This is a genomic window from Photobacterium salinisoli, assembly GCF_003614885.1.
In the GTDB taxonomy this organism is placed as follows: Bacteria; Pseudomonadota; Gammaproteobacteria; order Enterobacterales; family Vibrionaceae; genus Photobacterium; species Photobacterium salinisoli.
In genome coordinates, this window is the sequence record NZ_QZMS01000007.1 from 1,397,012 (window position 1) to 1,414,137 (window position 17,126).

At 50.4% G+C, this 17,126-nt stretch carries 13 protein-coding genes; 5 read left to right on the forward strand and 8 right to left on the reverse strand.

Going from position 1 to position 17,126, the window contains the following annotated elements; all coding sequences use genetic code 11:
- Positions 1–25: 25 nt before the first annotated feature.
- Complete coding sequence (gene cysB, locus D6M16_RS07075; protein WP_027253384.1) at positions 26–1,000, reverse strand: HTH-type transcriptional regulator CysB; 975 nt, start codon at positions 998–1,000, stop codon at positions 26–28.
- A 325-nt stretch (positions 1,001–1,325) separates the two neighbouring features.
- Here cysB and D6M16_RS07080 point away from each other — a divergent pair, with 325 nt between their 5' ends.
- Positions 1,326–2,087: a DNA repair protein gene (locus D6M16_RS07080; RefSeq protein WP_120511193.1), complete on the forward strand. Its 762-nt coding sequence runs from the start codon at positions 1,326–1,328 to the stop codon at positions 2,085–2,087.
- Positions 2,088–2,155: 68 nt separating this feature from the next.
- Here D6M16_RS07080 and D6M16_RS07085 read toward each other — a convergent pair whose 3' ends face one another.
- Genes D6M16_RS07085 through D6M16_RS07095 form a run of 3 tightly spaced genes read right to left on the reverse strand, consistent with a single transcriptional unit; the run spans position 2,156 to position 5,359 of the window.
- On the reverse strand, positions 2,156–3,394 hold the full coding sequence (locus tag D6M16_RS07085; protein WP_120511194.1) for a quaternary amine ABC transporter ATP-binding protein: 1,239 nt from the start codon (positions 3,392–3,394) through the stop codon (positions 2,156–2,158).
- Entirely contained in the window at positions 3,387–4,286 is a 900-nt protein-coding gene (locus tag D6M16_RS07090) for an ABC transporter permease (protein ID WP_120511904.1), read from the reverse strand. Before D6M16_RS07090 ends, D6M16_RS07085 begins: the two co-directional genes overlap by 8 nt.
- Positions 4,287–4,345: 59 nt before the next feature.
- A complete protein-coding gene (locus D6M16_RS07095; protein WP_120511195.1) occupies positions 4,346–5,359 on the reverse strand; it encodes an ABC transporter substrate-binding protein in 1,014 nt (337 codons plus the stop codon).
- A 258-nt stretch (positions 5,360–5,617) separates the two neighbouring features.
- Between D6M16_RS07095 and miaE the strand changes: the two genes are divergently transcribed.
- The gene (gene miaE / locus D6M16_RS07100) at positions 5,618–6,409 is read left to right on the forward strand and encodes a tRNA isopentenyl-2-thiomethyl-A-37 hydroxylase MiaE (protein ID WP_120511196.1); all 792 of its coding nucleotides are present in this window, start codon (positions 5,618–5,620) and stop codon (positions 6,407–6,409) included.
- Here the strand turns inward: miaE and D6M16_RS07105 are convergent.
- Positions 6,396–8,114 (reverse strand): SgrR family transcriptional regulator, encoded by a 1,719-nt coding sequence (locus tag D6M16_RS07105; RefSeq protein WP_120511197.1) that lies wholly within the window; start codon positions 8,112–8,114, stop codon positions 6,396–6,398. The genes miaE and D6M16_RS07105 overlap by 14 nt on opposite strands.
- Before the next feature lie 92 nt (positions 8,115–8,206).
- Between D6M16_RS07105 and D6M16_RS07110 the strand changes: the two genes are divergently transcribed.
- The gene (locus D6M16_RS07110; RefSeq protein WP_120511198.1) at positions 8,207–9,418 is read left to right on the forward strand and encodes an MFS transporter; all 1,212 of its coding nucleotides are present in this window, start codon (positions 8,207–8,209) and stop codon (positions 9,416–9,418) included.
- Between the two features lie 340 nt (positions 9,419–9,758).
- Positions 9,759–10,763 (forward strand): DMT family transporter, encoded by a 1,005-nt coding sequence (locus tag D6M16_RS07115; RefSeq protein WP_120511199.1) that lies wholly within the window; start codon positions 9,759–9,761, stop codon positions 10,761–10,763.
- A gap of 26 nt (positions 10,764–10,789) precedes the next feature.
- On the opposite strand, the gene topA is transcribed toward D6M16_RS07115, so the two are convergent.
- Positions 10,790–13,426: a type I DNA topoisomerase gene (gene topA, locus D6M16_RS07120; RefSeq protein WP_120511200.1), complete on the reverse strand. Its 2,637-nt coding sequence runs from the start codon at positions 13,424–13,426 to the stop codon at positions 10,790–10,792.
- A gap of 512 nt (positions 13,427–13,938) precedes the next feature.
- On the reverse strand, positions 13,939–15,000 hold the full coding sequence (gene sohB, locus D6M16_RS07125) for a protease SohB (protein ID WP_120511201.1): 1,062 nt from the start codon (positions 14,998–15,000) through the stop codon (positions 13,939–13,941).
- Between the two features lie 273 nt (positions 15,001–15,273).
- On the opposite strand from sohB, the gene D6M16_RS07130 reads away from it, so the two are divergent.
- Positions 15,274–16,014, forward strand: coding sequence for a YciK family oxidoreductase (locus D6M16_RS07130; protein WP_120511202.1), 741 nt, complete (start codon positions 15,274–15,276; stop codon positions 16,012–16,014).
- An 83-nt stretch (positions 16,015–16,097) separates the two neighbouring features.
- Here the strand turns inward: D6M16_RS07130 and rluB are convergent, their stop codons facing one another.
- Positions 16,098–17,102: a 23S rRNA pseudouridine(2605) synthase RluB gene (gene rluB / locus D6M16_RS07135; protein WP_120511203.1), complete on the reverse strand. Its 1,005-nt coding sequence runs from the start codon at positions 17,100–17,102 to the stop codon at positions 16,098–16,100.
- Between the last annotated feature and the right edge of the window lie 24 nt (positions 17,103–17,126).

Below are 17,126 nucleotides of genomic sequence, written 5' to 3' on the forward strand. Positions count from 1 at the left end.
TTGTTTGCGGTAGAACTTTAACAACTCAGCGTACCGGTAATTTAATACTGGCAAACATAGCTTCTATTTCGTCATTGCTTTTGAGTGCCAACGCCTGATCAACCACGTTCCGGGTCAGATGCGGGGCAAAGCGTTCCATGAAATCGTACATATAGGTACGCAGGAAGGTGCCTTTTTTAAAGCCAATGGTAGTGGTACTGGCTTCGAAAATGTGGCTGGCATCAATGGCAACCAGGTCATGATCTGTCTCAGGGTCAATCGCCATGCTCGCCATCACACCGACGCCAATTCCCAGTCGTACATAGGTTTTGATGACATCGGCATCTGTGGCCGTAAACACAATACGGGGCGTTAACCCTGAGCGGTTAAACGCATTATCGAGTTCAGAGCGCCCGGTAAAACCAAACACGTAGGTCACTAACGGGTAAGCGGCCAGATCATGAATCGTAATGTCTTTTTTCTGGGCCAATGGATGATCGGAGCGCACTACAATGGAGCGATTCCAGTGATAGCACGGCAACATAATCATATCCTGATACAAATGCAGTGCTTCTGTGGCGATGGCAAAGACAGTCGTACCTTTAGACACCGCATCCGCAATCTGGGAAGGTGTTCCCTGATGCATGTGTAAAGAGACTTTCGGGTAACGTTCAATAAAGCCCTGAATGACTTTCGGTAAAGCGTAACGCGCCTGGGTGTGTGTGGTCGCGATATGCAGCGTGCCCATTTCCGGATGCGTATATTCGCCGGCTACCGATTTAATGCTTTCCACTCGCGAAAGAATGTCACGAGCAATACGGACAATGTTCTCACCCGCCGGTGTCACTTTGGTCAGGTGCTTACCGCTACGCTCGAAAATTTGAATGCCGAGCTCATCCTCTAGTAAACGTACCTGTTTGCTGATACCCGGTTGAGAGGTATACAGATTTTCAGCCGTCGAGGACACATTGAGATTATGGTTCACCACCTCAACGATATAGCGTAATTGTTGTAGTTTCATTTTACCGTCCCAAATATAGTCCGTTACATTCTAGCAATGCGACTATCTATTCCACTATGTTATATACAGTATCATAGTGTCTAAAATGCACATGTACAGCAACACATAGGTTCTGAATGCGTTCTGACCATCATAATTTGACAACAGGTGGAAATCTATACGAGCCCGGCCTTAGTGACAGATAGCCTGTGACCTCCCCCCTATGTAAAAATGTGCGCACTGCGAATGTGAGGCTATGAGCAAAATTCTACCCTATGCTATGACCTCATGATCAGATGGTGTATCTTATGGCTTCGTTTGTCTGTGGATTATCTGATCGAGTTTTATGAGTATACCTTTAGTGGTCGGTCTTATCGGCCTGTTGTTAGTCCTGGTTGTGGGTTATAACGTTATCATTCAGTACCGGCAGCAGCTGGAGAGCCAGAAGCAGCAGGAATTGGCCAAGCACATTGCCATCATCGACTCCAGTGAAGATCTGATAAGTCATGCTCATCATTTGCCTTACAGCAAAGAATTACTGGTCTGTCTGAATCAACGTATTCTGTCAGCGCTGGAAAGCATGTTCGAGGTTGATCAAAAAGATCGATCGATGCCGCAGCGTATTAACAACGTCCGCGAGCAGATTCATCAGCTGCAGCAAAATTACACCCCTAATGAAATGTCTGGCTTTAAGGTACCTACCACAGACCGTCAGGCTATTGCCATGCTGCAGCTGGTTAAACGCCTGAAACAGGTAGTTAAAAGCGAACACAGCAAAGGCCGTCTCGGCACCCAGGCATTCGTCGCAGAGAATGCACGTCTGGAGGGGTTACAGCTGCGCATTAACATTGAAAACGTTGTTAAACGTGCCAACGATGCCCGCATGAAACGCCAGATTGGTACCGCCAAACAGCTATTAAGAAAAGGGTTGGATGCGCTGGCGACCAAAAATCACAACTATGCCAACCAGGCCCGTGAAAAATTGCAGGCCATGCTGGATGAAATTGACAGCTCGCAGAATCAGAGCAACGCGAAACAGCGTCAGGAAATGCTCGAAAAAGAGCAGGACGAACTGGATATCCTGTTCCAGCCGAAAAAGAAATGGTAATGACAGGATATTGATAACCCAATCAGGCCGCTACCAGCGGCCTGATTCATTTAGGCTGCACCGATACATCACTGATCCGGCATTGGGTTTGCGACATTGTGTTCACTGAGCACTTTGGCCAGTGTGGAACGTGAAAGACGCCCGCACACTTCCCCTTTCTCTCCCAGCACTGGCAAGGCGACATCAGACTCCAGTGTGACAGGCAGCACTTGCTCAAGCAGCTGATAACGTGAAATCGCAGGTACCTGTAGCAAGGTCGATGCCTCTAACCGCCGATCCGGGGCGTCAGCCATGGCCTTTTCAAGATAGTGACGGGTCAGAACTCCCAGATAACGCCCCAACTCATCCAGCACACAGACCTCGTTCAGGCTATGTTGCTCCATGTGGCGGCTCGCCTCAGAGACCGAACATAATCCAACGCAGTGCACGTCTGGTGACATGACGGCCTCGACTTTCAGAACCCTGGACCGGTTCACATCTTTAACAAAGGCTTCGACATAATCATCAACGGGGTGCAGCAGAATATCCACAGGCCGGCCCTGCTGGATCAGCTCACCGTCGCGCAATATCGCGATCCTGTCGCCCAGTCGCAAAGCTTCGTCCAGATCGTGTGTGATAAAGATGATGGTCTTGCCGAGTCTGGACTGCAGGGCCATCAACTGTTCCTGCATTTCGCTGCGAATCAGCGGATCCAACGCCGAAAAAGCCTCATCCATCAGCAAAATATCGGCATCGGTGCACAGCGCCCTTGCCAGTCCAACCCGCTGCTGCTGCCCGCCGGACAAACTCGATGGATAGTGATCGCCATAGCCTGCCAGCCCCACAGTCTCGAGCCAGTAGCTGGCTTTTTTCCGCCACTCGCTGTTATCAACACCTTGTATCTGAAGACCATAGCCAATGTTCTGCAGCACAGTCCGGTGAGGCAGTAGCGCAAAACGTTGAAAAACCATTGCCATCCGCTGTCGCCGGAATGTCTGCAACGCTGAAGCACTCAGCGCGGTGACATCCACCCCGTCAATTTCCACCTGACCGGCAGACGGCTCGATAAGACGATTGAAATGCCGGATCAAGGTCGATTTACCGGAGCCTGATAAGCCCATCACGACAAATATCTCACCCTGACATATCGACAGGTTAATCTTATTCAGGCCAAGCGTATGCCCGGTTTCAGCCAGAATGGCCGATTTCGATTTTCCGGCATGAACCTGTTTCAGTACCTGATCAGATTGAGGGCCAAACACTTTATACAAATCGCGCACGCGGATGAGCGGTGTGCTTGTGTCATGCATGTGAATGGAATCAGTCATGTTTACGCCCCGAAAGATGTTGCTGGGTGCGCCGGGCATAGCTCTGGGAGATACGATCAAAAATGATAGCCAGTGCCACTATGGCCAGCCCGTTAAGCAGGCCCAGCGTAAAATACTGGTTAGTAATCGATTTAAGGACAGGCTGCCCCAAACCTTTTACACCAATCATGGACGCAATCACTACCATGGCCAGCGCCATCATAATGGTCTGATTGATGCCTGCCATGATAGTCGGCATCGCCAACGGCAACTGCACACCAGTCAGACGTTGCCAGCTGCTCGCGCCATACGCTTCTGCCGCTTCGAGCACTTCTTTATCCACCAGCCGAATACCCAGATTGGTCAGACGGATCACAGGGGGGATCGCATAAATCACCACAGCGATCAGGCCCGGAATTTTACCTATCCCCAACAGCATCACCACCGGGATCAGATACACAAACGCCGGCATGGTTTGCATCACATCCAGCAACGGGGTAATCACGCTTTGTGCTCTGTCTGAACGGGCCATCAGAATGCCTATGGGTAAACCCAGCACAATCGCCAGCAATGTGGACACAATAATGATGCTCATAGTGCGCATCGTGTCTTCCCACATCCCGAAAAGACCAATGAACACAAAAGCAACCACCACACCGCCCACCAGTTTCCAGGAGCGACTGGCATAAAAAGCCAGTCCGGCCAGTATGGCAATCATCAGCCACCAGGGAGTGTTCAGCAGCAGTTTTTCAAAACCAATCAACATAGAGAGCAGCGGATCGAAGAAGGATTCAATGCTGTCGCCATATTCACGCGAAAAAGAGCGATATGCCCCATCAAGCGTTTTACGAATCGCAAGCAGTTGATGGCGGTCGAGTTGAGGAAAATCGCTAAGCCAGGATAGTTCAGACATATCGGGGTGCCGTAAATCGGTAAAATGCACAGACCCGGCAACCACCGGGTCTGACTGAATTAGCGAGCCGCCAGGGCTTGCCTGATACGCTGTAACGCTTCCGGCGTTACCCATTGGCTCCACAGCGACTCGTTCTCAGCAAGGAAGTACTCTGCTGCTATTTCACCATCCGCCTGGTTTTCCTCCATCCAGGCCAGCATGCGATTCATCTGCGGATTGGTGAATGAACGTGTCGATAAATAGGCCAGCGCGTCTGGCGCTCGTGCCGCAAAACGCTCTGTCACGACAGTATCAACCGGTGACGGCGGATACATGGTCGGCTTGGGGTCCAGACAGTCAGCCTGGGTAATACACGCTTTATAGTGTTCGGCATCCACGCCTGTGCCAAAATCCACTTTCACCATCTCGTATTTACCCAGTACCGCAGTAGGTGCCCAATAGTAACCAAACCAGGGCTCTTGCCGCTCATAGGCTTTGGCAATGGATGCCGCCAAACCGGCCCCTGAACCGGGATCCACCAGTTCAAAGCCTGAATCACCCAATTTGAGCGCGTCAAACAAATGCTCAGAGGTGATCTGGCAGGTCCAGCCAGCAGGGCACCCCATCATGGCGGATTTATCAGGATCTTCAGGATGCTTAAACAAACTGGCATTGGCTTTCACTCCGGCCAGGGTTTTCAGGCTGGGTGCTTTGTCCACCATGTAGGCCGGCACCCAGAACCCTTCTTCTCCACCGTCAGTTAGCGTCACGCCGGCATAGCGCAGCCGACCTTCCTTCACGCCTTTATCCAGCGCTTCGCGCATGGTATTGCTCCACATTTCAGGGGCAATATCCGGCTCACTTTTTTCAATCATGGACGTTGTGGTTGGAATGCTGTCACCGGGAACAAGTTCGGCGTCACAACCGTATCCTTGCTGCAAAATGAACTGATCCAGATGAGCGATAAAGGTAGCGGAATTCCAGTTCATGTCGGCAATGGTGACATGCCCGCACGCTTGTGCAGCCTGTGCATTCACACTCAAAGGGAAAGTGACAACAGCCAGTAACCAGGGGGCAATCCGGGGTAAGTGCATATAAAGTCCTTTTCTGATGTGTCTGGATGCCAATAACCGGCAGACCTCCTTCACCAGCCATCGACACATACGTTTTCAGTATAAGCACACCAAAATGGAATAACGATGATATAGCCCTCTTTTTTCAAGCTAAGTCGTTCATTTGTTCTTAGTTTCTTGTGATAAGCCAATATCCGTCATTCTCTGGTCGCTCAGAAAGAGCTTTGTTATAATCCGCCGGTTTTCTTTCTCCTGTTCAATTCAGCAAAAGACCCATCCATGACAGACACTCAGAACATGATCAACGAGCTACTTCTTCCCGTCCGCCAATTTCTGCATTGCGAAACCCCAGAAAGCTGGCTTGAAGAAGCACGCAAACCGGAAAACCTCAATGCCTTGCTGGTTGATCACTGTAACTGCGAACTGAAAGCCAGCCAGACCGCCATTTTCCTGATCCGCAAATATGCCGTTGATGAGAAAAGTGGCCAGGCACTGTTAGACTGGGCAAAGCCGTACGAAGATTTTGTCTACGGCAGATCACGCCAGAAAGACGCCTTCCACGGCAGAAAAAATGGCTTGAGTGCCGAACTGACAGCAAAGGCGGATTGTCCTTATGGCCAGGATCTGATTGATAAGATGGTTCGCCTGATCAAAGAAGAATTCCACCACTTTGAACAGGTGCTGGAAATCATGGACAAGCGCGGTATCGCTTACTCCAATCTGAGTGCCGGTAACTATGCCCGCGGGCTGATGAAAGCCGTGCGTACTCATGAACCCGCCACTTTAATTGATAAACTGATAGTCGGCGCTTACATTGAAGCTCGCTCCTGTGAGCGTTTCGCCAGACTGGCGCCGTTTCTTGATGATGAGCTCAGGAAGTTTTATATCTCGTTGCTGCGCTCTGAAGCTCGTCATTATCAGGATTACCTGAAACTGGCTGAGCGCATTGCCGGTCAGGATATCAGTGACCGAATCCTGCACATAGGCCAGCGGGAAGCCGGGCTGATTAACTCCCCGGATCAAGATTTCCGTTTTCACAGCGGCATTCCGGCCTCAGCTATGGTGAACTGAACACCACACGGCTGAAATCGATCCAGCCATTCGCCAGCAGCGATACCCCATTGAGATGACTTCGGACACTGAGCTGCTGGCGGTTTTGCCACAAAGGCCGATAGACTCCTGTATCCACCAGCCATTGTTCGATCGCCTGAAAATGTTCCAGCCGTTCAGCCAGGCTTTCAAACACAAAGACGTTTTCCAGTTCGCGCAGCAATCGTGTCAGCTGCTGAGGCTGCAGACATACCGCTAACGCCGTACTCGCCTTCAGCCATTCCATCCAGCTCAGTTCCGCATCCTCGCCGAACACTTCACCGGAAATAATGATATCCGCCTGGGCCAGTCGCTCTGTCCGGTTGAAGTCCGGAAATGTCTCCACACAAGATGTCGCGGGTAGTCCGGCGGCATTCAGGGCCGCGGCCAGTTGCTCGGCCAGGGCAATATGATCCCGCAGCTGATAGGTCAGCACAGACAGCGGGCGATCAGGTGCAGGCAGGTCAGAGAAATCCAGCGTGTTAACTGTATCCTGGCATAGCGCTTCGGATCGCAGCATCCCTTTTGCGACACGGTAATCTGCCGCTACCATGGTGGCAGGCAGCGGCTGCTGACGAATGAAAGCAGATAATCGCTGCCTGTGCGCCGGCACCGTCATCCAGCCCTTACGGTTTGCATTCAGCAGCGCATATTCACACCCTTTTTCCCAGCCTTCCAGTTGCGAAAACGGTGCTGTCTGTCCCGGCACCAGCCAAGGGTGAACCACATCACTGCTGACCTCAAAATCCATCGCCTGATCGCCAATGTTCCAGATCTCCACGGCATCGAGCCAGGGCCGGTAGCCATGGTATTGCTCAAATGCGCTTAGTCGGGTCAGCCACTCAGTGTGCGTATCAAGACGAAAGGCACCGGCGCCCAGGATCTGCCCTTCATGGGAGACTTTCGATATACCAGCCGCCTTTTGTGTTAACAGGGTGGGTATGAAACCAGCCGTCGCATTCGTGGCCAGTTTCAGGCGAAGCGGCGCAAGCACCTCTACAGCTTCAAGACAATCGAACAGCCGGTGGTTACTGCTGTCAGAGGCTTGCAAACGTTCAAAATGAGCTTTCACCGCTAAAGCATCCAGGGGCGAGCCATCATGAAACGTCAGTCCTTTTCGGAGTGTGACATACCAGTCATTACCATGACGTTCCCAGTGTGCGGCTAGATCGCCGTGAATCCGCCCAGAATCCCGATCCCGCTGCAGCAAACCGGCATAAAGATAGCTGCCGAGATGCATTTCAGTCCGCCGGGAAAGCTGCACGGCATCCAGATCATGGATCCCCCGGTAAAACGGAATTCGCAACACATCGCTTGGCTCTTTCTTCGACATTGAACACAGGCCAGAACGACGATAACCATCCAGATACTCGGCCAGTAACCCCTGCCTTTGCGACTCGGGTACTAAGGCAGTGGCACGCTCCACCTGACGTTGTGACAGCAGCGACAACGCCTGCTGTTTGAGAATCAAATCAACCGGTTTTTTCAGACAAATTGTCGGCAAATTACCGCGACCAATACCTGGCTGCCAGCTTATCCACCCCTCTTCAACCAGCTTTTTAATCACAAGCTGAGCATTGCGCCGGGTGCAGGCGAGCTTCTCTGCCAGAGTATCAAGTGATATCGACTGGGCTTGTCCAACCGTCAATGCATCCCTGAAGTAAATTAATGCTCGCCAATAGCGCATAAAAGACGAAATTCCTTATTGCCACTTACACTTTTTCTTCCACTTTTATCACGGATAATCACAAATCTCTATGATGTAAAAAGGAATTTATGATGACAACCGTCACCCAACACCAGACAGGCATTTGGCAAGAGCCCAAATTTCTCATTCTGCTATCCAGTGCATTTTTTGCCGCCTTCGGTGCCAAAATCTACAGTCTTGCGCTGCCACTGCTCGTTTATGAATTGACAGCATCCTCGGAATGGATGGGCTGGATGCGTGCTGTAGAATATTTGCCGAACCTGTTACTGGCATTTTTCATCGGGGTCTGGGTCGACCGGGTGAACCGCAAGCGCTGGTCACAGGCCATGCTGCTTGGCCAGTGTGCTTGCCTGCTCGTTGCTTATACCGCCGTTGAATGGCTGGCAGAACCGCTCTGGGTGCTCTTTCCGGCTGCTTTCATGATGATGGCGTTCGACTACGGCTACCACAATGCCCGTCTCGGCATGATGAAAACAGCGCTGCCGCAAACATTGCAAAATACGGCCACTGCACGTTTCAGTACCATGTACAGCTTACTTGAGACAGTCGGGCCCGTACTGTCCGGCATGCTGCTACTGATGGCGGCGATCCATCAGGTGTTTCTGCTGCTTATCATTTTCTACCTGATTGCCTTTGTCCAATTGCACCGCATATCATTTACACCAGCGGATCCTGTTGCGCATCCGCCTGTCCTCACCGCGCTCAGAGAAGGCTGGCAGGCACTGAGTACAGACAAGACCATGTGCCTGATCACCGCCGCCGTTGTGGTCATTAACACCACAGGTGCTGTCTTTCATGTCCAGGCGATATACTTTGCAAAAGCCACACTTATGATGACCAACCTGGAAGTCAGTTATCTGATTGCTGCATCAGGGATCGGCGGTATTCTGGGCGGATTAGTCGCCGATAAAATCAGAAAACGTCTCGGTCTGGGCGTGCTGCTGATTTTATCCATCACTTTTGAATCCGTTGGGTTTGCTCTGCCGGCCCTGCTGCCCAGTGCGCCCATGTTAGCCCTGTCTTTCTTTTTGATCAGCAGTATAGGTTTGATGAGTTCTATCTGTATCTGGAGTTATCGTCAGGAAGCCTTCAGTGACAAACTGATCGGACGCGTTGCAGGTATCACCGGCTCACTGTTCAAACTCGGCATGCCATTCGGTCTGGCGGCATCCGGTTATCTGATGATGATACTGGGGACAGAAAGGTTGTTTTTGCTGTGTTGTATCATTCAGTTCGCCACTGCAATACTGCTTGGCCTGACCCGTGTCCGCCACACACCTTAAAGACTCCATTAATTAATACTCAAATACTGGCTGACTCCGAGGCAAGCCCGGAGCAGCCGTATTGCTGATTCAACACGACTTCACCACAGATTCTCAGCCGTTAACATCAACAGCTGGCATATTCATCTGATCTTTTCCACTCCCTTGTGTGGCTGTGTAAATTTAGGTAGCTTAAAAACTCACCGATACCAAGGTACTCATCATGAAGGTCACTTTACTGCAGCCCTGGCTTCTCACCCGGATCCCCCTCAGTCGGTAGCATCTCCCCTGCCCGGCTGTGAGTCATGCAGCCGGTCTCCATCTCTCACAGCCTGTTCTCAAACACAAAAGGAAGTGAGTAATGGAAAAAGAACTGGCACCAGGCTCGACGCTGTCGGTTAACAAACAAGGTATTCTCTACGCCCTCATCGGAACCGTCTTTTTCTCATTAAAGCCTGTGCTGATCAAAATTGCCTATCAGCTCGGCGGTGATGCTGTCACCATCATGAGCCTGAGAGCAGCCAGTTCTCTGCCTTTTTATCTGTTGATACTTTGCTGGCTGCTCCGCAATGCCGCACAGCGACACAAGGCACGGCGCTATGGCTGGCAGGCTATGCTGATTGGGATCTTAGGCTATTATTTTGCTTCGCTGTTCGACATTCTGGCGCTGGAGAGCATTTCTGCGCAGCTTGAGCGGTTACTGTTATTTATGTATCCGTCCTTTGTGGTTCTGATCAGTATGCTGGTTTTAAAAGAAACGCCTAAAACTGGGACTTTCCTTTCCATCCTGCTGGGTTACCTGGGTATTGCGCTTATTGTCGCGCATGACATTCAGCATCTGGGCGATGACATCTGGCTCGGCAGCCTGTATGCCCTGCTGTCAGCCATGATTTTTGCCACTTACCTGGTGCTGAGCAAACGGGTGATCAGTCAGCTTGGCAGTCAGTTATTTACCAGTCTTGGCATGACCAGCGCCGGTATTGTCATTCTGCTGCATTTTCAGTGGTCAAGGGTGCAACTGAGCACTATCTCACTGGATTTGGCTTTGCTGGGCGTGATACTGGGATTTTTCTGCACTGTCTTGCCGTCCTATTTAATTGCAGCCGCGATGGCGCGCCTGACTCCTTCGGCAGTCAGTTTGACCAGCAATATCGGCCCGGCTATGACAGCCATCTTCGCAATCACCCTGCTTGATGAGTCATTTACCATCTATCACCTCATCGGGATAGCACTTGTCGTGTTTGCTGTCATTCAGGTCAACCGCAAGCCCAGAGCTGGCAAAACACAGCTGATATCATCAGCCAGTGAGACCCAGACCGGACAGGAAAAAATCCACTCACCAGCCAGCCCCAGAACGGATGCATAAAAAAACCGCCTTGCGGCGGTTTTTCATTATTTCTCTTTTTTGGCGTTCTTGCGCTTATCCGTGATGAGCCATTTTCCGCCATCATACAGTGCGGTATAACCGGTTGGCTTCCCGTCTTCCTCTGAACGGACATAGTTCTCTTTAGTCTTGCGGCTAAAGCGAACCACTGTCTTCAGGCCATCCGGATCTTCCGTTGGCGCCTCAGTCAGGTACTGAAACTTAGGTGACAACCTGTCTTTAAAACGAACCAACTCTTCCACCAGAGGCGCACGAGTCTCACGGGATTTGGGGAAGGTGCTGGCGGCCAGGAACAGTCCAGATGCACCATCACGCAACACAAAATACGCATCCGGATCCTGAGTACAAGGCAGCTCAGGCAAATGCACCGGATCTTCTTTTGGTGGCGCGACCTCACCGTTTTTCAGAATTTTCCGTGTGTTCTTACAGGCATCATTGGTACAGCCCATGTACTTACCAAAACGGCCATTTTTCAGTTCCATGTCTGAGCCGCATTTGTCACACTCAACCACAGGACCTTCATAGCCTTTCAGTTTGAATTCACCTTTTTCAACCTCAAAGCCATCACATTCGGGGTTATTACCACAGACATGCAGCTTACGGCTCTGGTCGATGAGATAAGCATCCATAGCTGTCCCACACTTAGGACAACGTTTCTTCGCCCGTAAAGCGGCAGTTTCCACATCCTCTTCAAGGACGTTAACCACACCTTCTTCATCACCCAGGTTAATGGTGGTCTTACAGCGCTCCTTCGGCGGCAAGGCATAACCCGAACAGCCCAGGAAAACCCCGGTAGAAGCAGTGCGGATACCCATAGGACGAGAGCAGGTCGGACACTCAATATCGGTCAGGACGATTTTGTTAGGCTTCATTCCGCCTTCATCTTCATCCTGTTCAGCTTTTACTAACTCTTCAGTGAAATCACTGAAAAACTTATCTAAAACGGATTTCCAGTTTGCCTGTCCTTCTGCAATCTTATCCAGATTGCCTTCCATGCGGGCGGTGAAATCATAATCCATCAGGTCGGAAAAGCTGTCTTCTAAACGGTCAGAGACAATTTCACCCATTTTTTCGGCATAGAATCGACGCTGATCCACTTTGACATAACCACGATCCTGAATCGTCGAAATGATCGAAGCATAAGTCGATGGACGGCCAATACCGCGCTTTTCCAACTCTTTCACCAGTGCCGCTTCTGTGAAGCGCGCAGGCGGCTTAGTGAAGTGCTGCTTGGGATCTAAACTGTCTAGCGTCAGTACATCACCCACCTGAACTGTTGGCAGAGTGGTATCTTCATTCTTGCCTGACGGACGCTGTACTTTGGTCCAACCGGCAAAACGTAACGTTCGGCCTTTTGCTTTCAGCGTAAAGTCACCGGCCTGTACGGTAATGGTACTGGAGTCATACTGGGCCGCAGTCATCTGACAAGCCACAAACTGGCGCCAGATAAGGTCATACAGCTTGACGGCATCCTGATCCATGCCTTCCAGATCAGCTGGCTGGGTGTCAACACTTGATGGACGAATCGCTTCGTGCGCTTCTTGTGCATTGCCCTTACTGCCGTACACCACAGGATTAGCAGGCAGGTAATTGTCACCATATTCAGAGGCAATATAGCCACGCACAGCCTCGACCGCTTCTTTGGACAAGTTGGTCGAATCAGTACGCATATAGGTAATGTAACCCGCTTCGTACAGACGCTGGGCCAGGCCCATAGTACGTTTTACGCCATAACCCAGACGGGTACTGGCCGCTTGTTGCAGTGTTGATGTGATGTAAGGCGCAGAAGGTTTACTGCTGGTCGGTTTATCTTCACGCTCAGCTACTTTATAAGCCGCTTTTTCCAGCAAAGAAACGGCCGCATCTGTGTCTGCTTTGTTGACCGGACGAAATGCCTTGCCTGCCTGCTGGGCTACCATTAGACGCAATGCATCTTTGCCACCGGTTACCGTATTGGCGTGCACATCCCAGAACTCTTCCGGAACAAATGCTTTGATTTCACGCTCACGCTCAACGATCAGTTTTACCGCTACCGACTGAACACGACCGGCAGACAAGCCCCGGGCGACTTTTTTCCACAACAGAGGGGAAACCATGAAGCCAACAACACGATCAAGAAAACGGCGCGCCTGCTGCGCATTCACGCCATCAATATTCAGTTCACCCGGATGTTCGAAAGCCTGCTGAATCGCATTTTTGGTAATTTCATTAAAAACAACACGTTTATAGCGTTCTTCATCACCACCTATGAGCTCACGAAGGTGCCAGGCAATAGCTTCTCCCTCGCGATCCAAATCGGTTGCCAGATAAACATAATCTGCATTTTCAGCCAGCTTTTGCAATTCCTGGACGACTTTCTCTTTACCGGGCAGCACAGCATAATGCGCTTCCCAATCTTTATATGGGTTAACACCCATTTTATTGATCAGCGCATTAAGCTCTTTTTCTTTTTTGATCTGTGCTTTCTCTTCAGCGCTCAGACCTTTCGTGGACAATGCAGTCGCTTTTTTACCCGTACTGCTACCACCAGTAGACAGGTCTCGAACATGACCAACGCTGGACTTTACGATGAAATCCTTACCAAGGTACTTATTAATCGTTTTTGCCTTGGCCGGGGACTCCACAATAACAAGAGATTTACCCATATGACTCTATTACGTCCTCGTGCTCGCGAAATTTTCAAATAAAAACATATAGTTGCACGCTAAAAGTGACAGTGTATGCACGGCAACGCTATTACAATATTGGGCTACTATACAAGAAGGTCAACCTGTTTTTAAGAAATTCAGGCTAATTGCTCGTCCCTTCTGCATATGTAAACACTGTGTTAAGTGCCGCTGTATTATCCAATCAGCTCCCACTTTTCATCTCTCTGAGTCAGTATTCTGACAGGGCGCAGATCATTACCACCTCGACGGAACTTTGACTATTTTCAGCCCTGTTTATTTGTGTCAGCTCACAGAAATATCCATTTTCTTATCACAAAACGGCCAGTTGTGATTATTTTACAACCAATGAATCGATTTAAAGGCGTAATATTCACTCACATTATTTAATACAGCGGACGCCTGGCCAAAAATATAAAAATATTAATCTGTCTTTATTACGTCAGCCAGAAAGATATAACCCGCCTACCGGCGGGTTATATCTTTAATATTTACATAATCGGCCGCTGTCCCCGACTGATCCATTTCAGCAGCAAACTGTCGGCGGCTTCACTGCCCGCGCCCGCCAGTCGCTCTGCCAGTTTCTTACGCTGGACATAATGAACCTGCAAAACTTCGCGGTCTTTACAGGCTTGCATAATAAAGTCGTCACTGGTTCCAATACTGTCTACCAGGCCAAGCGTAATCGCTTGCTTACCAAACCAATGTTCTCCGGTTGCAACGGTTTCCAGATCCAGAGACGGACGATGTTCTGCAATAAAATCCTTAAACAAACCATGAGTCGCTTCAATTTCACTCTGAAACTTTTCACGCGCCTTATCCGTGTTTTCGCCAAACATTGTCAGGGTGCGCTTAAACTCGCCAGCAGTGATTTGTTCAAACTCAATATCATTCTTTTTCAATACCTTGCTGAAATTAGGCAGCTGGGCAATCACACCAATTGAACCCACTACAGCAAACGGCGCAGAAATGATCTGATCAGCAACACAGGCCATCATATAGCCGCCACTGGCAGCCACTTTATCTACCGCAATAGTCAGCTTGATACCCGCCTGTTTCAGGCGATCAAGCTGCGAAGATGCCAGGCCATAGCCATGAACCATACCGCCGCCGGTTTCCAGACGCAGGAGAACTTCATCACCATCCGCCGCTACGGCCAGAATAGCTGAAATTTCTTCGCGTAATCCGGCAACTTCTTTGGCGTCAATACTGCCGTGAAAGTCCAGGACAAACAAACGTGGTTCACGGGTCGCTAATAACTCGCCCGATTTTGCCGCTGCTTTAATTTCACTTTGGCGGGCTTTGCCTTTTTCTTTTTCGGCTTTCTTTTCCGCCTTTTCCCTTGCTTTAAGCAACGGCTTATCGAACAGGTGAGACTCTAAATGATGAACGGTTTCTTTATAGCGTTCAGACAAATCGGTAATTTCCAACGACCCTTTCCGGGTCCCCTGGCGACCACCTACGCTTTTCACAATCACCAACATACTGACGATAGCCACCACGATTGTGATTATCTTGGCCAGAAAAAGTCCGTAATCAAACAAAAAATCCAAGAGTATTTCCTCATGTTCTGGTTTTACCTGATTGTAATACCAATCCAATCAAGCCTCTAGGCTTGATGGCGATTCAGGTTTACATTTTGCGCTTTCCAGTGTGATTTATCGCCTGACTGGCACCTGGCACTCGACAAGCACACCATACTGGCAGTTAACCGTCTTAGCAACCTGCTGTTTTTCATCACCGATTGATCTTGCTGGCTTGTCACTCTGAGCGTGAAGCGCCTACAATAGCGGCACAAAGAGATGCCTTACCAAGAAGGAAAGCAAGTGAATTATCAAACTGCCGCTGACTCACTCAAAGACCGTGTCATTCTCGTGACAGGTGCCGGTGACGGTATCGGCCGCCAGGCCGCTATCAGCTACGCAGCTCACGGTGCAACAGTCATTTTGTTGGGCCGCACTGTTGCCAAGCTGGAAGCTGTTTATGATGAAATAGAGGCCTTGGGTTATCCGCAGCCTGCAATCATCCCGCTGGACATGAAAGGCGCGTCAAAACAGAACTACCTGGATATGACAGATACTATTAATGACCAGTTCGGTCGCCTTGATGGTGTACTGCATAACGCAAGCCTGCTAGGTGTGCTGAGTCCCTTTGATCAACTGGGTGAAGACACATTTGACGAGGTGATGCAGGTCAATGTCAAAGCGCAGTTCCTGCTCACTCAGGCGATTATGCCTTTGATTAAAAAATCCCAAGACGGCCGTATCATTTTCACCTCCTCCACCGTAGGTCATGATGGCCGGGCTTTTTGGGGAGCGTATGCGATTTCGAAATTTGCGACTGAAGGCATGATGCAAGTGGTTGCGGACGAGCTGAGCGGCACCCATGTTCGGGTCAATGCGATTAACCCAGGCGGTACACGCACAGGCATGCGTGCAAAGGCTTATCCTGGCGAAGATCCTAAAACCCTGAAAACACCGGCTGACATTATGCCGCTGTATCTTTACCTGATGGGGCCTGAGAGCAAGGACGTCAACGGACAATGCATTGATGCTCAGCCTAAATAAGCGCTGGAGCATCTCTGCCCTGAAATGACAGGTACAAAAAAGCCGACCATTTACGGGTCGGCTTTTTTAGTGTGCGTCACAGCTTACTTACGGGTACGCGGCTTAGCAGGCTTGTTCTTCAGCGGGTTCCTGCGGTTGGCAGCGTTACCGCCAGGCTTGCGCTTGTTGCCGGCTGAACGCGCTGTCTCTTCGGCTGGCTGATGTTGAGTTGCCGGGCGACGATTGTCGCGACGACGACCGCGTGAGTCATCGCTGACACGTTCTTCATGACGACGAACGGCACGGCGAATCTTACGCACACCTTTCTTACGCTTCAGACCTTCAACGGTCAGATGCGAGCGCGTTTCTTCAGGCAGCTCAACGATTTCACGCAGATAGTTCACTTCCTGCAGCTCAAGCTCCAGCCAGCCACCTCGCGGTAAATCTTTGGTCAGGAAGATGTCGCCATAGCGTACACGCTTAAGTCGGCTCACCGTCACACCCTGCGAATCCCACAGGCGACGAACTTCACGGTTACGGCCTTCGGTGATTACCACATAGAAAGTATGGTTCATCCCTTCGCCACCGGCGTAAACGACATCTTCAAAACGGGCCATGCCGTCTTCAAGCTGTACGCCGTGAACCAGATTTTTCACCATCTGCTCTGTGACTTCACCGAATACGCGCACCATGTACTCACGCTCTACGCTACGGCTCGGGTGCATCAGGCGATTAGCCAGTTCACCATCGGTAGTGAACAGCAGCAGACCGGATGTATTGGCATCCAAACGACCCACAGAGACCCAACGGCCTTCGCTCAGTCGTGGCAGGCGGTCAAATACCGTTCTACGTCCTTCAGGATCGTGTCGGGTACACAGCTCACCTTCAGGTTTGTTATAAGCAAGCACACGGCACACTTCTTCAGAAGGCTTGACCAGGTCTACTTTGTGACCATCAATACGCACAAGTACGTCCAGATTATCCAGACGATCACCCAAGTGGGCAACTTTGCCATCAATACTGACACGCCCTTCCTGTATCATCAGTTCCACTTCACGTCGTGAACCCTGACCGGAACGCGCAAGTACCTTCTGTAATTTTTCACTCATCAGACAAACCTTTGTCGCCTTCAC

What these genes read in the sequence shown, in the direction of transcription:
- cysB (WP_027253384.1), bottom strand. Translation starts at nt 1,000, where the DNA reads ATGAAACTACAACAATTACGCTATATCGTTGAGGTGGTGAACCATAAT.
- D6M16_RS07080 (WP_120511193.1), top strand. Translation starts at nt 1,326, where the DNA reads ATGAGTATACCTTTAGTGGTCGGTCTTATCGGCCTGTTGTTAGTCCTG.
- D6M16_RS07085 (WP_120511194.1), bottom strand. Translation starts at nt 3,394, where the DNA reads ATGACTGATTCCATTCACATGCATGACACAAGCACACCGCTCATCCGC.
- D6M16_RS07090 (WP_120511904.1), bottom strand. Translation starts at nt 4,286, where the DNA reads ATGTCTGAACTATCCTGGCTTAGCGATTTTCCTCAACTCGACCGCCAT.
- D6M16_RS07095 (WP_120511195.1), bottom strand. Translation starts at nt 5,359, where the DNA reads ATGCACTTACCCCGGATTGCCCCCTGGTTACTGGCTGTTGTCACTTTC.
- miaE (WP_120511196.1), top strand. Translation starts at nt 5,618, where the DNA reads ATGACAGACACTCAGAACATGATCAACGAGCTACTTCTTCCCGTCCGC.
- D6M16_RS07105 (WP_120511197.1), bottom strand. Translation starts at nt 8,114, where the DNA reads ATGCGCTATTGGCGAGCATTAATTTACTTCAGGGATGCATTGACGGTT.
- D6M16_RS07110 (WP_120511198.1), top strand. Translation starts at nt 8,207, where the DNA reads ATGACAACCGTCACCCAACACCAGACAGGCATTTGGCAAGAGCCCAAA.
- D6M16_RS07115 (WP_120511199.1), top strand. Translation starts at nt 9,759, where the DNA reads ATGGAAAAAGAACTGGCACCAGGCTCGACGCTGTCGGTTAACAAACAA.
- topA (WP_120511200.1), bottom strand. Translation starts at nt 13,426, where the DNA reads ATGGGTAAATCTCTTGTTATTGTGGAGTCCCCGGCCAAGGCAAAAACG.
- rluB (WP_120511203.1), bottom strand. Translation starts at nt 17,102, where the DNA reads ATGAGTGAAAAATTACAGAAGGTACTTGCGCGTTCCGGTCAGGGTTCA.